This window comes from Cognatundibacterium luofuense, assembly GCF_018139685.1.
Classification (GTDB): domain Bacteria; phylum Pseudomonadota; class Gammaproteobacteria; order Burkholderiales; family Burkholderiaceae_D; genus Undibacterium; species Undibacterium luofuense.
Genome location: NZ_JAGSPN010000010.1, coordinates 103352 through 120490 on the forward strand (window position 1 = coordinate 103352; position 17139 = coordinate 120490).

Sequence of the window (17139 nt, forward strand, 5' to 3'; positions counted from 1 at the left end):
TGCTTAAATATTACCATTTATTACGTAAATCCGCAAAGAAGCTCCTGGTTGTGTGACGAAAAGAACATAGAGATTCATTTGTTTCTTGCAGGGAACTCATTTCCCGCATGACTAGTATTGGATAAAAAGTGCCTAAGATCAATTAGTAAGAACGAAAGATATTGTTAAAAGAAATTTGGAAAACGTAAAAAATAATCACTTTTCTTTTGTTATCTTGATGATTCTTCCTAATTCATACACAGACATTGCGTAGAAGTAACTACGGTTGTACTGAGTGATCGCATAAAAATTCTCTGTGCCTACCCAGAATTCGTCGGGCGCGGAGCCATTCTGAAGATCTATCAGCCCATAAGAAATCTGTACAGGAATATCGCGTGTGGATATGCCTGCGATAGCGCTGATCTGATCGTAGCTGAAGGTGGCCTTTAAACCCCGGTCGATCGCTTCTTTGATCGAGGGATGGTCCTGCGGTAAAAGCAGGGCGGCCGGGAATGCAACCGGGATAGATTTTTTCCAGCCATGTTTCGCAAGATAATTTGCGACGCTGCCGATCGCATCAGCAGGCGAGTTCGCCAGATCAATTTTTCCGTCCCGGTCGTAATCCACGGCGTATCGCAGAATGCTTCCCGGCATGAACTGAGGTAATCCGATCGCTCCGGCGTAAGAACCTTTATACGCAAACGGATCGCTTTGCGATTGCTGTGCCATCACCAGCAATGCCTCCAGTTCATCACGGAAAAAACGTTGTCTTGCTTCTTTATTTGGCGTTTCAGGATAATCGAAAGCCAGTGTGGCCAGTGCATCAGCGACCCTGAAATTTCCGGTGTTACGTCCGTACAGGGTTTCAATGCCAATCAGGCCAACAATAATTTCCTGCGGAATACCGAACTCGGCTTCCGCACGTGCCAGCGTGGCTTCATTTTCCTCCCAGAATCGCAGGCCTTTTTCAATGCGTATGGATTCAATAAAGCGACTCCGGTACGCTTGCCAGTTCTTGGGTTTGCCTGCCGGTGCCGGTTTAATCAGCTGCTTCACTTTTTCCAGGTGTACTGCTTCAGAAAAAAATCGGTTTGCCGCCGCCTCATCCAGAATATGTTTAGCCTGTAATTCCTGAATAAATACTTTCACATCATTGAAATCACTGAAGCGAACACTGCTGGCAACAGGTGTGGCAGGTGCTTGTTGTGGCACTGTTTTTTTTGTCTTTGTTTTCGCTGCTGCAGCTGGAGCATGAATTGCGGTGGCGCCTGCCACCAGCAACATACCTGCGGCAAACAGTTTTGCGGAATATCGGGAGCACGTCCTGAATTTATTGTTCATGTTGAATCCGGTAGAGAATATTTTTTAAACGTGTAAAGCTGGCTTGTTCATTGTCGTTGTGCCCGGCATAACAGTAACGGCTGTAGTAATGCAAGAATTCTTCAATGTTATGGAGTTCTTCTTTTGGCAGTGTTTGCTTAATGCGCTCCAGAAAAATCGTGGGACTTTCGTGTGCGGCTTTTGCAACTCCGCGTGCAGCCATATGCTCGCAGAAAGCTTTGTATAACGATTCTGCGTTAAGTTGTTTGCGTCGCCGCAGAACGGATATCAATGCTGCAGCAACAAATAAGGCAGACGCTGCTGATGCTGCAGCGATACCGGTTTTTTGAAGATCCAGTTGGTCAAAGTCAAATGAGCGCAACAGATTTTCCTGTTTTTGCTGCCCATACCCGAGTATCCACTGATTCCATTCGTTATTGGTGGCATCCCAGTACATTTGCACATACTGTGGCCAGCTCTGGTTTTGAAAGACGGAAGAAACAACGGCCGCAAAACCACGCGCACTGTTCGCCTGATAAAAGCTCTGATGAATACGTTCCGGTGCAATTGTCGCCGTGGGATCAATACGTGTCCAGCCAGTGGCTGGCAGCCATACTTCTGTCCATGCATGTGCATCCGATTGCCGGACTTCAAAATAGTCATCAATCGGGTTTTGCATACCGCCCTGATATCCGGTCACAATGCGGGCTGGGATGCCTGCCTCACGCATCAGAAACGTGAATGCACTGGCGTAGTGTTCACAGAATCCTTTTTTATTCACAAACAAAAACTCATCAATCGCATGCAGGCCAGCTTTACCCGGATGCAGCGTGTATTCAAATTGCTGATTGGTGAAGTAGGCCAGGATCGCCTGAATATATTGCACGTCGCTGGTTGATTGCTTGCGTAACTGTTGCGCAAATAATCTGGTTTTTGGATTTGTACTGTGCGGAAGTAACGTGTTCAGTTGTCTTTCCGCAGGATCGATATTTTTTGAAAAATGATACGCCGTATACGACCGCAGACTGTAATGCTGGCGACTGATGACAGGGGTATTTGCCCTTAACTCCATATTTGGTGTGATCAGTGCCGGATTTCCGGGAATTGCCGGTGCAGATTCCGGCATGTCCAGACCAAACAGCCATTTTTTCTGATGTGGTTCCAGTGTAATGTCGTAACTGATGATTCCGCTTTTGGATGTGAGCGATGGTGGTGTTTGTCCGGTTGATGCCTTGCTCTGTGCAGAAGCCTTCCAACTGCGGCCATCGTAATCATCAAGCACGATACCGCGCCAGTACAGAACGGATTTATCTTTCGGATAATTATGAAATTTGACGCGGAAAGCAATATCTTCGTTCAGTGCCAGATCACTGATGTTGCCGGGATTTAAGCTGTCGGATAAGCCGGATTTGCCATGTCCTTCATCACTTGGCAGCCCCCATAACGGGCCGGGAATACGCGGAAAAAGGAAGAAGCCAATCAGCATCACCGGAATGGCGGTCAGCAGCATTCTGACGCTGGCAGACAGACGTTCAGACAGCGGCGGAATGACTGACGTGTACTGAAAGGTGCTGAGTGAGGTTGTCAGTAGTAACACTGAAAGAATACTCAGCGTGCCGGAGAAAATCGTCTGATTATATAAATAACTGGTTAACAGCAAAAAGTATGCAAGAAATACTGCAACGTACAAATCGCGCTTCGCATGCATTTCCAGTAATTTGCAGCTGATCAGCAGAATCAGCATTGTGACACCTGCTTCTTTTCCCAGAAAGGTATGAAACGATATCCACACGCCTGCCATCATCAGACATACATAGGGGAGCAGAAGCAGCGTAGCCGGCAATTTGCGTCCGGTCATGACCAGCCATAAGCGCCAGATCAGCGCGAAACTGCTGCCGCCAATGACCCATGCTGTCGTATGAAAAAAGTGCGGGAAGACGGCGGTAAAGCAGGAAATCGTCAGCAGGACAGAATTGCTTTTGTCCTGTGTCAGCGGGTTAGTGAAGCGGCTCATGAGCGTTCACCGTACAGTGCCAGAATTTCCAGGCAGCGTCGCGCATGCTCCTCTCCTGCTGAAGCCGGAATATGCAGATCACCAGTATGTAATCCGTAAGCCATATTGTGTTTTTCGAGTTGCAATATCCATGCCGCGACGCGGGATAAGGCTTGTTCGGTTGCCAGTGCGTGCAGCAGACTTTGTAAGTCGAGTACGGTTTCGCCACCGGTGTGCTGCACATATTCTTTGGTGAGCAAAGCATTGCTGCTGTCCGGATTCAGTCTGGCAATTTGCTTCCATGCCAGTTGCTTCAGTGAGTCGCCGGGGCGGTACGGGCGGATGCCGGAAAAATCACCGCCGCTTGCCACTGTCGTACTTTCATTCTCGCCGTCGCCGGAAAGCGGTATCTGAGGCGTGACTGCCTCCGGTGCCGGATACACAATCGCCTGCATGCCGGGATACCAGTAGCTCCAGGCGCGAAGTAAGCCCAGCGGGAACCATGTATTTAACGTGACGATCGGTATCTGACAACGGCCGCGCGCAGTGGTCAGCAATTCCAGCTCGACAATAATGTCGCTTTCCGGTGGAATATCGTAAGCCTGCTTTTGCTCAGGTGCATGGCGCCAGCCAATCCAGATAGCGTAACGCGCCCGCTTTCCGGGATTACGGATACGCAGACGTACAGTGCTGGAATCTCCGGCAAACGTGTTTTCAGCAGATACCGGTTCCAGTTCAAGCGACGCGAGATTGGCAAAACCCTGAAAGACACTGACAAAGGCGATCCCGGCGATGGTGAACGTCAGGATGAAGCCCAGATTCAGGTTGTAGTTGGTCGATGTGACAAACAGAATTAATAACACCAGTACCAGCATCCATCCGCTTTTGGATGGCACGGTATAAATACGCTTCTGATTCAGTATGACCGTGCCGGGTTCCGGTGCGCGCTTGATCCAGAATAATTTTGCAGGCAGATCACTGATCCAGTGTTGCAGCTTGCTGAGCAAAGGAAATTCCATATCAGACGGCGGTTTCCTGCAGAATTTTTCGCAGCAGAGTGGCGCTGGTTTCGGTTCTTCCCTGCGAAGTGGTTGCGGTTCTTAAGCGATGTGCAATCACAGGAATAAACACTGCCTGTACATCTTCGGGCAGGGCATGATCGCGGCCTTCGGTCAGCGCCCATGCGCGTGCTGCCTGCACCAGTGCCAGCGATGCCCGCGGACTCATACCTTCTGCAAATAATCCGGAGTGTCGGGTTGCGGCTGCAAGCGTCAGAATATAGTCGACCAGCTTATCGGAGACAAAAATCGTGCGCACTTGTTGCTGCAGACTGAGAAATGCGTCGAGCGACATTGCCGTGCCGAGCGTGTTCATCAGTGTTCTGCGGTCATCGCCTTTCAGCAAAGCGCGTTCTGCCTGCTTATCAGGATAGCCGAGCGAAATACGCATCAGAAAACGATCAAGCTGCGACTCTGGCAGCGGATGCGTGCCCAACTGATGAGACGGATTCTGGGTGGCAATCACAAAGAAGGGTACGGGCAGACGATGCGTCACACCATCGGCAGAAATCTGACCTTCTTCCATCGCTTCCAGCAATGCGGACTGGGATTTCGGCGTGGCGCGGTTAATTTCATCGGCCAGTAAAACCTGACTGAACACCGGGCCGGGATGGAATTCGAATTGCTGGCGCTCACGATTAAAAACAGAAATGCCGGTGATATCTGCCGGTAGTAAATCGCTGGTGAATTGCACGCGGGTGAATTTCAGTCCGAGCGACATCGCCAGTGCATGTGAAAGCGTTGTTTTACCGACGCCGGGCAAATCTTCAATCAGCAGGTGTCCGCCTGCGATCAGGCAGACAACCGCCAGCTTCACCTGGGGCTCTTTGCCGATAATGATGGAATTTAACTGCTCGGAAAGGCGTTGAATGTTCCTGTGCATGGGGGATGGAATTGAAATACGGCAAAGTTGATCGGTGAATTGCTGCGACAATTGTATCTTTTAATTCCCGGCTTTTAGTATCGCCAGCCGCTGACTGGTTTAAACTGATTTTTTCTGCCCTAACCGGCAGCAAAGCGGCACAGCGCGATATGCGGACACCCCCGTGGCAGCATGTCATTCAGGCGAGCAGGAAAGCAGCATTTTGTAAGATAGTATTCGACATGAAGAGCGCATTTTTCAGCCACGACGATTGTAAATTACACGAAATGGGTGCGTGGCATCCTGAGGCGCCATCGCGTTTGCAGGCGATTGAAGATGCCGTCAGGCAGAGCCCGGTGGCCGCCGTTCTGGACTGGCGCTCCGGCCCGCTGGCAACGGAAGCGGATCTGGCGCGTGTACACACGACCGATGCCATTTACCGTATCCGGGAAAACTGTCCCTCACAGCGATCTGAGTATGCGCATTTTCCGCTGGATGCAGATACCGGGCTGAATGCGCACAGTTGGCAGGCCGCTTTGCGCGCAGCAGGCTTATCGATGGCTGCAGTCGATGCGGTAATGCATGGTGAGGCTGATAATGCCTTTTGCGCGATTCGTCCGCCTGGCCATCATGCCAGTGCATCTCAGTCCATGGGTTTTTGCCTGTTCAATAATGTGGCAATCGCCGCGCGCTATGCGCAGGCACGTTACGGACTGAAACGTATCGCAATTGTGGATTTTGATGTGCACCACGGTAATGGTACTGAGGATATTTTCAGCGGCGACAACAGTATTCTGATGGCGGGTTTTTTTCAGCATCCTTTCTATCCGTATTGCGGCACCGAGTTTCCCGCCGAAAATATGCTGAACACACCGGTGGATGCCAGTACGGACGGCGAAGTGATACGCCGTATCGTGAATCAGAGCTGGTTGCCTGCGATGCAGCGTTTCCGGCCTGAACTGATACTGATTTCCGCCGGCTTCGATGCCCATCGTGATGATGAAATGGCGCAAATGTGCCTGACTGAAACGGATTATGCGTGGATGACGCAGCAAATTCTGCAGGTGGCACAAAAGTATGCATCAGGCCGCATCGTCAGTTGTCTGGAAGGCGGCTATAACCTGAATGCCCTGAGTAAGAGTGTGATTGCGCATTTATCTGTTCTGACCGGACTTTCCTGAATTAACTGAGCTGCTTCTCTTTGAAGGAATCTGACATTATGAAAAAAACACCTCTGATGATCTTGCTGAGTGCGGCAGGTATCAGCTTGTCCCCGTTTGTGCTGGCAGACGGCGGCAAACCCGATGCACCGCTCACAGCGACTGCAAATGTGAAAGCAGATAAAGCAGAAAAAGCAGAAAAAGCCATTCATGCGATGCTCGATCAGTGGCACAACGATGCTGCCCGTGCTGACCGCGCTTACTTCGATAAACTGACAGAAAACGCCGTGTTTATCGGCACCGATCCGGATGAGCGCTGGACACGCGCAGAATTTATCAAATGGTCGGAACCGTTTTTCCAACGAGGCAAAGCATGGACTTTTCATGTGCGCCAGCGGCATCTGAAGCCGGATTTTTCCGGCAAATGGGCGTGGTTTGATGAGCAGCTGGATACCGATCTGGGCTTGTGTCAGGCGAGCGGCGTGGTCGTGCTGACTGCAAAAGGATGGAAAATCGATCATTACCAGTTATCCATCAGCGTCAAAAATGAACTGATTGAACCGCTGAAAAAACTGACTGCGGAGTTACCGGCGGCGAAAAAAACGCCTTAAACGCTGCCTGATATCCATTTCAGAACGGATTTTTGTTGTTCGCAGCTCTAAGGCCGTCCTGTCTCAGCGGCCCGTGTCAGGGCTGATTTCGGGCATTTTGAGGCCAAAATGCGGTGTTCTGCATAGCGATTCCCTTGTCGTCGGCAGAAAGTCCGGGCCTCAGAGAATGTGAAATGACGATACTTGCATAATGACTGCTTGTCCGGTGGTCGTAATTGCCGGATGAATTCTCCGTTTAAGCGAGTGATGTACCGGGCGCGGAGGTTGGATGTCCGGCAGGCAGATAGCTGAAATGCTGACGGAATCCACAAGGAATGGTGATTTTATATATCCATACCGCTCACAATCAGCGGATTTCACGGTTTTTATCCATTGCCGCCTCCCGTCCGGTTCGTCATTCCGCCTGACTCTCCCGTACAATAGCGGTTTGAATAAGTTTGACGAACACTATGTCGATACAATGGTTTCCCGGGCATATGAATGCCGCCCGGAAGAAAGCTGCTGAGGCGATGGAAAGCACCGATCTGGTGATCGAAGTGCTGGATTCCCGCATCCCTCAGGCCAGCTGCAATCCTATGGTGGAACAAATCCGGGCAGCGCGCCAACGTCCTTGTCTGAAGATTCTGAATAAAGCAGATTTGTCCGATCCGGCCGCGACCAAAGCCTGGCTCGATTTTTACAATGCGCAGAAAAATGTGCATGCGGTAGCGCTGAGCTGCAAAAAACCGGCGGATGTCGCAAGAATTCCTTTGCTGGCGCAGAAAATCTGCCCGCATCGCGCAGTGCCGACCAAGCCTTTACGCATGATGATCATGGGGATTCCGAACGTCGGTAAATCCACGCTGATGAATGCTTTGCTGAAAAAGCGGGTTGCCAATGTCGGCGATGAACCGGCAGTCACCAAAACCCAGCAGCGCCTGTATCTGGGTAAAAACATGATTCTGACCGATACACCGGGGATGTTGTGGCCTAAGATCGAGCATCCGACCGATGGTCTGATGCTGGCCGCTTGCCACGCCGTTGGTGTGAATGCCGTTATCGAAGAGGAAGTGGCCGTGTTTCTGGCAGGGCAGTTACTGGAAAAATACCCGGCTGCTATCAGCGCACGTTATAAGTTTCAACTGGACGGACTGGATGCGGTTGGTGTGGTCGAAAGTATCGCGAAACAACGCGGTTTCCGTATCAAAGGTGGCGATCTGGATTTCGAAAAAGCATCGCATACTTTGCTGCTGGACTTCCGCAGCGGGGCACTGGGCCGTATGAGTCTGGAAACGCCGCAAAGCCGCGCAAATCTGCTGGCAAGCTATGTTGAAGAACCTTCACTGGGCTTGAGCCGCAGTGTGCAGGAATTCCTGAAAACAGAAGAAGGCGGCGAGCCACAGGAGGACGACGAAGACTGATCGTCGATACCGCATCGTTCTGTGTTATGGCAGAACGCAGATGAGGTAACTGACCGGACTGACTAGGCAATTCAGCGGGATCAAATAAAAACGGGGCAATCAATTGCCCCGTTTTATTTCCGGATCGCGATCCGGCCTGACGGCAAACGCGAAGCGCTCAGCCGATCACTTTGCGGGCGAACGATTCCAGATAATCCATCAGACCATCGGACGCTTTCATCGCCAGATCTTCATTACCTTTGGAAATCGCTTTCGCGACCAGCATATGGTTGCGCGCACCTTCTTCGACATCGCCTTCGTGCTGGAATGCATACCAGAAGCGGCGGCATTTGATAATCATCGGAATCACTGCCTGCACCGCAGACGGGTTGCGGCAGGCTTCGTGGACAACGTAATCAAATTCCTGATCCGCTGCCATGTATTCATTCAGATCGTGGCGTTTCGCCGCAATCAGCATTTTTTCTGCACACTCGACCATCGCTTTGCGCTGCTGCGGATTCGCGCGGCGCGCCGCACTTTGTGCAATCAGTCGTTCCACGACACGCCGTGTTTCCACCAGTGTCATATGTTCAGCAGGTTCGATATCGCTGATGATCAGGCCGCGGCGCGGCATCTGGATAATCAGGCCATTGGAGGACATACGCATCAGCGCTTCGCGCAGCGGTGTACGGCCCAGTCCGGTACGTTCAACCAGTTCAGATTCAACAATTGGTGCGCCCGGTTTTAGATCCAGGCTGACGATCATGCTTTCAATCGCATCATAGGCGATATCTGCAGCACGCTTTTTGGGCGCGCTAGGTGTGGTCGCTTCGACTTTGGTAAGCATCTTTATTCCCTGAATATTTCAATATTTTTTGTATATATTACTGCTTTTTCTTGAATTTTTCGCTGAATAAGTTCGAACATTCAGCATATTATGCATTTTGAAAGTAACTTGAAAGCTTTGACCTGAACCTGCACTGAAGGTTCACCCCAGTAATAAAAATTAGAAAAGCACGGTTATGAGGTAATTTAATTTCACAAAATCTCGTAAATACTATTCTTATTTCACGATTTCTGCAGACTCAATGTAGATTTCTGCATAGTGCGGGCAGCATTTAGGCTATGATCAGTGTTTTAAAATGCAGTTAGTATATTTAAAAACGCTGATTTTTTTCCTTGTGGCAAATACTTATTGACGAGAAATCGTTTGCGCCAACTTTTGTAGGTTTGTAAGCACATTTCACGCACGTTTGTGACGAAAAGTTAAGCCTTTTTGTCCGGAATCAGGTATGCTCTCATCCTTAATATATTAGATAAATATATTAAGCTCATCTTGTGAAAGTGATCCGATGGAAAAACATGCAATTTTCTCAGCTGTAGAGAAGCGTCATAATCTCGCAAACCAGCTTAGTGATGTATTTTTTGCTGAACAATTGTTCGACACCATGTCTGATATCGTCTTTTTCGTAAAAGATACGGAAGGGCGTTATGTTGTTGTGAACCAAACCCTGGTGCGCCGCTGCGGTTTGCGTGAAAAAAATGCATTGATTGGTCGTAAGGCAGAAGATGTATTCCCCAGCTCGCTGGCAATCAGCTATGCCGCGCAGGACGCCATAGTGCTGCGCGGTTCGCGTGAGTTGCGCGATCAGCTGGAATTGCATCTGTATCCGAATCGCTCTCCGGGCTGGTGTCTGACACAAAAGAACCCGCTGCGTGATGAACGCGGTCATATTGTCGGTATGTGCGGTATTTCGCGTGATCTGGCAACGCCGGATCAGCATCATCCGGTGTATGCAAAAATCGCTGCGGCCGTGAAGTATCTGCATCAGAATTATGCGCAAACTGTCACGATGGCAGAGCTGGTGAAACTGACCGGCTTATCGATTGCGCAGCTGGAACGGAATTTCCACAAAATCTTTTCGCTGACCCCGCGTCAGATGATGGTCAAGATTCGTCTGGATGCAGCTTCCATCATGCTGGCAGAAACCAATACCAGTATTACTGAAATTGCACTGGCTTGCGGTTATCAGGATCACAGCGCATTTTCGCGTGTGTTCAAAGCGACTGTGGGTATGACGCCAAGTGAATACCGTGAAGTGATTCGCAAAAAAGTCTGATCCTGTTGTCTGGGCAGAGATGTGCAGTATGTGAAAAGCACCGCAGATGCGGTGCTTTTTCTTTTTCTGATACGGCTTTCAGCCTGCGTTTTTTGCTTTTCAGGGTTACTGCCGATTGCCGGAGGATACGATTTGCTGCGTTTATTTATCAGTCAGTGTGACTTTAAACTAACACTGCAATTGAGTCTGAATCAGGTACGGAGGAGTGGGATTTTAAACAGGTTTGGATGCGTGTCGCCGTCTGTGCTTGGGATGGCTGAACCAGCCGGGGGATGCAAAAAAACCTGCTGCGCGCGCGAGGGGGATGGGGTGCGGGGCAGCAGGGCGGAAAGGATATCGCCGGTTAGCGAATACCCCAGATGAAAGGGTCACGTTCATTCAGAATCAACTGGCTGTTGGCATTGACGAAAGCGGTGCCGCGCAGCGTTGGCAGAATTTTGTGTTTTTCAGCATCGGTAAAGCGATACGATGCGTGGAATACGCTGCCGAGTATGCTTTCCTGATGCCAGATGCTGTCTTCCTGCAGTTTGCCATCGGCTGCCAGACAAGCCAGCTTGGCGCTGGTGCCGGTGCCGCAAGGCGAGCGGTCATAGGCTTTGCCCGGACACAAAACAAAACTCTTACTGTGATTTTCGGTGGACTGTGGCTGACCGAATAATTCAATATGATCAATCAGGCCGCCGTTTTCGCCGGTGATGCCTTGTGCTTCGAGTGCTTGTCTGACTTTCCATGCGTACTCGGTCAGACGTTCAGTATTTTTCAGCGATAAGTCCTGGCCGTGATCGTTGATCAGGAAGAACCAGTTGCCGCCCCACGCGATATCGCCGGTCACCACGCCTTCGCCCGGCACTTCAACACGTACAGCGGCCTGATAGCGGTAAGACGGTACGTTGCGCACCGTCACGCTGAAATCTTCATTCAGTTCAGCTTCAACAATGCCAACCGGCGTTTCTACTTTATGAATACCCGGCTGAATTTTGCCCAGGTAAGCCAGTGTGACGATGTAGCCGATCATGCCGTGGCCGCACATGCCCAGATAACCGACATTGTTGAAAAAAATCACGCCGGAAATGCATTCCGGATGGCTGCTTTCACAATGCAGTGCGCCGACAATCACGTCTGATCCGCGTGGTTCGCAGACGGTGGCGCTGCGGTAGTGATCGAACTGTTCGCGGAATATTTGCAGGCGTTGTTCCATGCTGCCGTTACCGAGTTCTGGTCCGCCGCCAATGATGACGCGGGTAGGTTCTCCGCCAGTGTGGGAGTCGATAATGTGAATCTTCTTCATCTGCGACCTCGTTATAGTTTGATACGGAGAGAGAATACTGAGCCGTTTGCACAGCGTCTTGATATGAAATTTGCGTATGACGCCTTAAATATGCATAGCAATTTTTGCATTACTGTGGCTGTTTTGGTAGTTTCAATGCAGCAAATCTGTCGGTCAGCCGGAAATATGGCAGACTCCTGCACTGCGTACCCGTGCAGCAGTGTCAGATTGTGGTCGACAGGCGACATCTTTTCGCTGTGCGGCGTTATGATGAAGCATGTCATTCGATTAATGCCAGACCAGATAAATAATGAGTGTGTTGCAGTTGACGGAATCAAAGCAGACAGACCAGTCAGATATCAGTCGCTTACGGCTGGGTCTGTTGTTGTCGTTACTGGTACATGTACTGTTGTTGTCACTGCAGTTTGGCGGTGACAGCAAGGAAGCCGCTGAATCATCCGAAGCCGGAGCAGTCGCCGATCCGGTGTCGCCGCCTTTGCAAATCCGTTTGCAAACGACAGAACCACCAGTGTCACAAGAGAAAACTGCACAAGCTGTGGTGCCGCCGGTGCCAGCTCTGCAGTCTGCGGTCAGCGCACCTGAGAAACCTGCGGAAACAAGGCCTGCGGTGCGTACCGGAATTCAACTGGTGGACTTGCCAAAACCTGTAGCAGTTAAAGAGGCTGCTGCTGAAAAAGCGCAGGCCAGACCAGCCCGTGCGATCAAAAAAGCGCCGGTCGCCGCAAAAAAAGGTATGCCGGATGCCGCACCGCTGATCATTGCGCAAGACCGCTTTCGTGTAGACAGCTTTACTGTGGCCAATCCGCATCCCGATGATCCTGTTAAAACGCCGGGTACGGCAGAGCAGGGCAGCGACACGCCGCAAAAAGTTGCGGTCAGTGAGGAAGTGCCCAAAACCATCACGGAACCCGAAACCAAGCCGGAAACGAAGCCTGAAGCTGAGCCGGAAACCGCGCCCGCCAAATATGTTCCGGCACCGGAAAAAGTACAGGCACGCCAGAAAACGCTGGCACCCGATGTCAATTTGCTGGCGACAAGGGCGTCGAATGCGGATCTGACGAAAGCGATGCAATCGGACGTGAAGGTGCAGGCAGACGAAATTCGCACAAAAATCGCTGCCGAACAAAAGCAACTGCGTGAGCAGGAAGCAGCAAGAGCGCGGGAAGCGCAGCGACTGGCGGAACAGCAACTTGCAGAGCAGCGTGCGGCTGAGCAGAAAACAGCGGAAGCCCAGCGTGTACAGCAAAGTCTGGCAAGTCTGGATCAGATGGCGTCTGCTGTCCTTGTGAACCGCAAGCAGGAACCGGTGCAGGATGCGGTGGCACAACATCTGCAGGAACAAATGGCGGCAGAGCGTGAGTTGCGCCGTCAGCGCACACGCGAACAGGCGAATTTCAGGGTGACTGACCGCGAGCAACAGGAACAAATCGCGGCTGCCGCCAAAGTGCCGGAATTGCCGAAGCGCGAAACAGAAGCGGTGCAGTCGCAACTGGATCAGCAAGCGGCGGCCAGCCGTCAGCAGCAAAAAGAAGAAATGCGTCGTGCAACAGAAAACCGGCTGGCGCAGATGGCTGCGGCGCAGGCCGAGGCCGGACGTTTGCAAAGTAAGCCGGTCACCACCGGGACTGGTGCAGAAGGTAAGGGAAGCGGTGCGCGTCCGGATGGTAGTGCCGCAACGCCGAAGGCTGGTGTTGCTCAGGGCGGTGGCAGTGACCCGCTGGCGACAGGTTCTAGTAAAGGTAATGAAGTGGTTTCTGCAGGCCCCGGCGATTTTGCGAGCCGTCTGAGAGATCAGGCGCGCGGGCTGAATTTGCTGAAGGGCGCGCCGCCAACCAATATGCTGACCGAGGGCGGACGTCGCAAGCTGTATCTGGGCGCTACCGAACGCAGCGTGCATTTACGCATGTATGCGGAAAGCATCGCCCAGAAATGGGAGCGTAACGGCAATCTGAATTACTCTGACAGCGCCCGCAATAAATCGCGCGGCGATGCGGTGGTGACCGTGGTGATCCGTAAAGATGGCAGTGTGGAGGAAGTGGTGATTCACCGTTCCAGCGGCAGTAACGAACTGGATCAGGCGATCCGGAATATTGCGAAACTGAATGCCCGTTATGCGATCTTTCCGGAGGCAATCAGTGCTGATTACGACGTGCTGGAAATCCGTAAAGTCTGGCGTTTTGATGAGCGTCTGAGTATCGGTGAAGAGTGGCGCTGAGTAAGCATCTGCTGTGTGGCCGTACAATGGCTGAAATTGCCTCAAATGCGGTGTTCTGCACAGCGATCCGGCGGTCGTCGGCAGAAAGTCCGGGCCTCCGGAATGACCAGATGACGATAGCTGCATCATTGCGATCTGTCGCTGCGTTGAAAAAACGGTTTTTGCGGACATATTTTGCGCTGCTCGTTGTCTTTCTTCATCGCACCGTTTTGCCTTCTGGGCCGGTGGGCGGGGGATTGCTGTGAATTGATGGTGTATCCGTTTTCAGGATAAAGAAGCATGAATATTTTGATCACTGGCGGTACCGGCCTGATCGGCCGCCGATTATGTGCAGATCTTCTTCGTCAGGGACATCAGCTGACGGTGCTGAGTCGTCAACCCGGTGAGGTTGTACGGCGTTGCGGTGCCGGCGTGAAAGCGATTGACAGCCTTGATGCTTACACGCCGGATTGTGTGTTTGATGCGGTCATTAATCTGGCCGGCGAACCCATCATCGGCGCACGCTGGACCGATGCCCGCAAAGCCCGGCTAAGGGAAAGCCGGATCTTTCTGACCGAATGTCTGGTGCAGAAAATGCGCGAAGCACGGGTAAAGCCTGCGGTTTTGCTGAGCGGATCTGCCATCGGCTTTTACGGCGATTCCGGTGATGAACGGATTGATGAAACCCGTGCAGCAGGCGGTGATTTCGGTGCGCAACTCTGCGTGGACTGGGAGGCCGCAGCCTTGTCTGCTGCGCGTGATGGTATCCGTGTGGTGTTATTGCGTACCGGTGTGGTGCTGGACACAGAAGGCGGCGCACTGACGAAAATGCTGCTGCCGTTCCGGCTAGGTCTGGGCGGTAAAATCGGTAATGGTCAACAGTGGATGAGCTGGATTCACTATCAGGATTATGTTGGGCTGATCAGTGTGCTGTTGCAGGATCAGCGCATCAGCGGCAGTGTGAATATGGTCGCGCCGGGGGCGGTGACCAATACAGAATTCACACAGGCACTGGCCGCGCAGCTGCACCGGCCAGCGCTGCTGACCACGCCGGCATGGGCTTTGAAACTGGCAATGGGTGAAATGGCGATGTTGCTGACCGGCGGACAGCATGTGTTGCCGGCACGGGCGCAGCGCGCTGGTTTTCAGTTCCGTTATCCGAAAATTCAGGGCGCGCTGGCTGACTTATTGTCTGCCCGGTAGCAGCTTAAGGAAGGGCAGTCGGGTTGGCGAGATAGTTGGTGCTCAGAGTTTTAAACTGTCCGCCATCGGTGTTAATGCTGGTCTGATTGACTTCGCCGGTACTGAATACCACGCCCAGCCCGCCAGCGGCGACCATTTCCGCAGTGTGGGTCAGGAAGTAGCTGGCGCGGTTGTCGCGGTAACGTCCGGCAACGCCGCCTGGTGTCGATGAAGGCACGCCCAGCGGTGTCTGCCACCAGATGACCGGCAATTGCAAACCTGTGTTGTAGCTCTTGGTCAGCGCAAAATGCTCGGTGAAATTCGGCGATGTCTTATTCGTCGCATCCCAGTACCAGCCGGTTCCGGCACGCTGGCAATATGATGGTTGCGGGCTGACTTCAAAGCAGCCGGAATCGCGATCCAGTGTCTGCATCACAATGAAATCCGCTTTGTCAGCGCCCAGTTTTTGCATGTAACCCAGCGCAGTGGAATACAGATCACCGAACAGTGCTGGCGGAAAGCCGACATAGGCATTATTCGGCGCATATTTGCGTGCGATCTGAATCAGACACTGGGCAATGCCAGTCACGTTATCAGGCTGATTCGTACAATCCTGATCAAAGCTGACCAGCGCTTTCACGGTGGAAGGATCTGCATTCACCGACAACCTTTGGGTATACCCCCAGAAATCCGGTTCAAAATTCACCAGTACCGGCTTGCCGTAAGTCGCGATTTGCTGAAACAGCAAGCGTACATTATTCCAGTAGCCGGTCATGAAAGTCTGATTCGTGAGGCCGGACAGATTGCCATCGCCGTTGCTTGCCATCTGATACAGCGTGAACATCGGCACTGCACCGAGCGTGTCAGCATTTTTCGCGACGACCTGCACATACGCACCGGACGGACTGTTCCATGTTGGCCATGAACCGGCACCGACGCCATTCAGATACTGATCATAAATATCAATGCGGATGTTCTGCTTCTGAATATCGGCGACGCTGGTGGTTCCCAGACCGACCAGAAAACGGCTGCTTTTGCCGAGCTTGGCTGCCAGCGCGGCAGCTTTTTTCTCCAGCGTGACTGCCGTTCCGCCACCCGTGCCGCCGCCTGTACCACCACCGGACGTACCGCCTGAACCACTGCCTGACCCCGTACCGGAACCGGACGTACTGGTTGCGGAATCCGTGGAACTGCTGCCTCCGCCACCTCCGCAGGCGGCAGCAAAAAGAACGATCAGGGAGGCAAAAATGGCAGGCGTTTTCATAATAACTATCTGGTTTCGGCGAATGAAATTTTCTCTGACTGTACAATAGCAGACTTTCCGTAGCCCTACCTGAGCGAGCGTAAAACAATGTTAGTTAAACGAATGCCGTGCCAGCAGTGCTTACGGATGCAGTGTCTGTGTCACCGGGTTGTTTCCGTAGATAACGGGATTCCTTTGCTGATCATCCAGCATCCGCTGGAACTGACGCATCCCAAAGGCAGCGGGCGATTACTGCATCTGAGTCTGCAGCAGTCATCGCTGATCAGCGGCGAAACATTTGATGAGAATGATTTACGTGGCGAGCTTTTCACCAGCGTTGCAGATGCTGCGCTCGCGGGAACGGTTTTGCTGTATCCCGATACCAGTCTGGATCAGTCGGAAGATGTGGTGCAGGGACCGCTGCATGTCTGGCCGGAAGATTGTCGTCCGCAAAGGCTGGTTGTGATTGACGCTACGTGGCGTAAGAGCCGGAAAATACTGTACGCCAATCCCTTGCTGCAAAAATTACCTCGACTGAGTCTGACAGATGTTGAAACCGGCAGTTACCGGATTCGTAAGGCGCATCGCGAAGGGCAATTGTCGACGCTGGAGGCCAGCGTGCTGGCATTGTCGCGCTGGGATGGAGACTCAGTTTATACGCCCTTGCTTTCGGCATTCAGTGCGCTTATGCAGGACTATGAAGATAATCTGCAGGCACAGAAAAACAAAAAAGCCCTGTCGTGAGAGACA

The 17139-nt window shown here is 52.0% G+C and carries 14 protein-coding genes; 7 read left to right on the forward strand and 7 right to left on the reverse strand.

The features are described from left to right. Nucleotides 1-195: 195 nt before the first annotated feature. Genes mltB through KDM89_RS13765 form a run of 4 tightly spaced genes read right to left on the reverse strand, consistent with a single transcriptional unit; the run spans nucleotide 196 to nucleotide 5233 of the window. Nucleotides 196-1320 carry a lytic murein transglycosylase B gene (gene mltB / locus KDM89_RS13750; protein ID WP_230427870.1) on the reverse strand — a complete coding sequence of 375 codons (1125 nt, stop codon included), beginning with the start codon at nucleotides 1318-1320 and terminating at the stop codon, nucleotides 196-198. Next, nucleotides 1310-3313 (reverse strand): transglutaminase TgpA family protein, encoded by a 2004-nt coding sequence (locus KDM89_RS13755; protein ID WP_212688502.1) that lies wholly within the window; start codon nucleotides 3311-3313, stop codon nucleotides 1310-1312. Before KDM89_RS13755 ends, mltB begins: the two co-directional genes overlap by 11 nt. Next, the gene (locus KDM89_RS13760) at nucleotides 3310-4311 is read right to left on the reverse strand and encodes a DUF58 domain-containing protein (protein ID WP_212688503.1); all 1002 of its coding nucleotides are present in this window, start codon (nucleotides 4309-4311) and stop codon (nucleotides 3310-3312) included. Before KDM89_RS13760 ends, KDM89_RS13755 begins: the two co-directional genes overlap by 4 nt. 1 nt (nucleotide 4312) lies before the next feature. Continuing rightward, nucleotides 4313-5233: an AAA family ATPase gene (locus KDM89_RS13765; protein WP_212688504.1), complete on the reverse strand. Its 921-nt coding sequence runs from the start codon at nucleotides 5231-5233 to the stop codon at nucleotides 4313-4315. A gap of 221 nt (nucleotides 5234-5454) precedes the next feature. On the opposite strand from KDM89_RS13765, the gene KDM89_RS13770 reads away from it, so the two are divergent. The 3 genes from KDM89_RS13770 (at nucleotide 5455) to ylqF (ending at nucleotide 8383) form a co-directional block, all read left to right on the forward strand. Further along, on the forward strand, nucleotides 5455-6393 hold the full coding sequence (locus KDM89_RS13770) for a histone deacetylase family protein (protein ID WP_212688505.1): 939 nt from the start codon (nucleotides 5455-5457) through the stop codon (nucleotides 6391-6393). 38 nt (nucleotides 6394-6431) lie between these two features. Beyond that, complete coding sequence (locus KDM89_RS13775; protein WP_212688506.1) at nucleotides 6432-6983, forward strand: nuclear transport factor 2 family protein; 552 nt, start codon at nucleotides 6432-6434, stop codon at nucleotides 6981-6983. Between the two features lie 449 nt (nucleotides 6984-7432). After that, nucleotides 7433-8383 carry a ribosome biogenesis GTPase YlqF gene (ylqF, locus tag KDM89_RS13780; protein WP_212688507.1) on the forward strand — a complete coding sequence of 317 codons (951 nt, stop codon included), beginning with the start codon at nucleotides 7433-7435 and terminating at the stop codon, nucleotides 8381-8383. A gap of 157 nt (nucleotides 8384-8540) precedes the next feature. Here ylqF and KDM89_RS13785 read toward each other — a convergent pair whose 3' ends face one another. Further along, nucleotides 8541-9209 carry a GntR family transcriptional regulator gene (locus KDM89_RS13785; RefSeq protein ID WP_189357266.1) on the reverse strand — a complete coding sequence of 223 codons (669 nt, stop codon included), beginning with the start codon at nucleotides 9207-9209 and terminating at the stop codon, nucleotides 8541-8543. 505 nt (nucleotides 9210-9714) lie between these two features. On the opposite strand from KDM89_RS13785, the gene KDM89_RS13790 reads away from it, so the two are divergent. After that, nucleotides 9715-10482, forward strand: a complete 768-nt coding sequence (locus KDM89_RS13790; RefSeq protein WP_189357267.1) for an AraC family transcriptional regulator — start codon at nucleotides 9715-9717, stop codon at nucleotides 10480-10482. Between the two features lie 343 nt (nucleotides 10483-10825). Here KDM89_RS13790 and KDM89_RS13795 read toward each other — a convergent pair whose 3' ends face one another. Then, nucleotides 10826-11770, reverse strand: coding sequence for a 4-hydroxyproline epimerase (locus KDM89_RS13795; protein ID WP_212688508.1), 945 nt, complete (start codon nucleotides 11768-11770; stop codon nucleotides 10826-10828). Between the two features lie 289 nt (nucleotides 11771-12059). On the opposite strand from KDM89_RS13795, the gene KDM89_RS13800 reads away from it, so the two are divergent. Together KDM89_RS13800 and KDM89_RS13805 are read left to right on the forward strand one after the other, a co-directional pair. After that, a complete protein-coding gene (locus tag KDM89_RS13800) occupies nucleotides 12060-13985 on the forward strand; it encodes an energy transducer TonB (RefSeq protein WP_212688509.1) in 1926 nt (641 codons plus the stop codon). Nucleotides 13986-14264: 279 nt separating this feature from the next. After that, nucleotides 14265-15167, forward strand: coding sequence for a TIGR01777 family oxidoreductase (locus KDM89_RS13805; protein ID WP_212688510.1), 903 nt, complete (start codon nucleotides 14265-14267; stop codon nucleotides 15165-15167). A 4-nt stretch (nucleotides 15168-15171) separates the two neighbouring features. Here KDM89_RS13805 and KDM89_RS13810 read toward each other — a convergent pair whose 3' ends face one another. After that, nucleotides 15172-16410, reverse strand: a complete 1239-nt coding sequence (locus KDM89_RS13810) for a hypothetical protein (protein WP_230427871.1) — start codon at nucleotides 16408-16410, stop codon at nucleotides 15172-15174. Between the two features lie 102 nt (nucleotides 16411-16512). Here KDM89_RS13810 and KDM89_RS13815 point away from each other — a divergent pair, with 102 nt between their 5' ends. Further along, nucleotides 16513-17133, forward strand: coding sequence for a tRNA-uridine aminocarboxypropyltransferase (locus KDM89_RS13815; protein WP_268977873.1), 621 nt, complete (start codon nucleotides 16513-16515; stop codon nucleotides 17131-17133). Nucleotides 17134-17139: the final 6 nt, after the last annotated feature.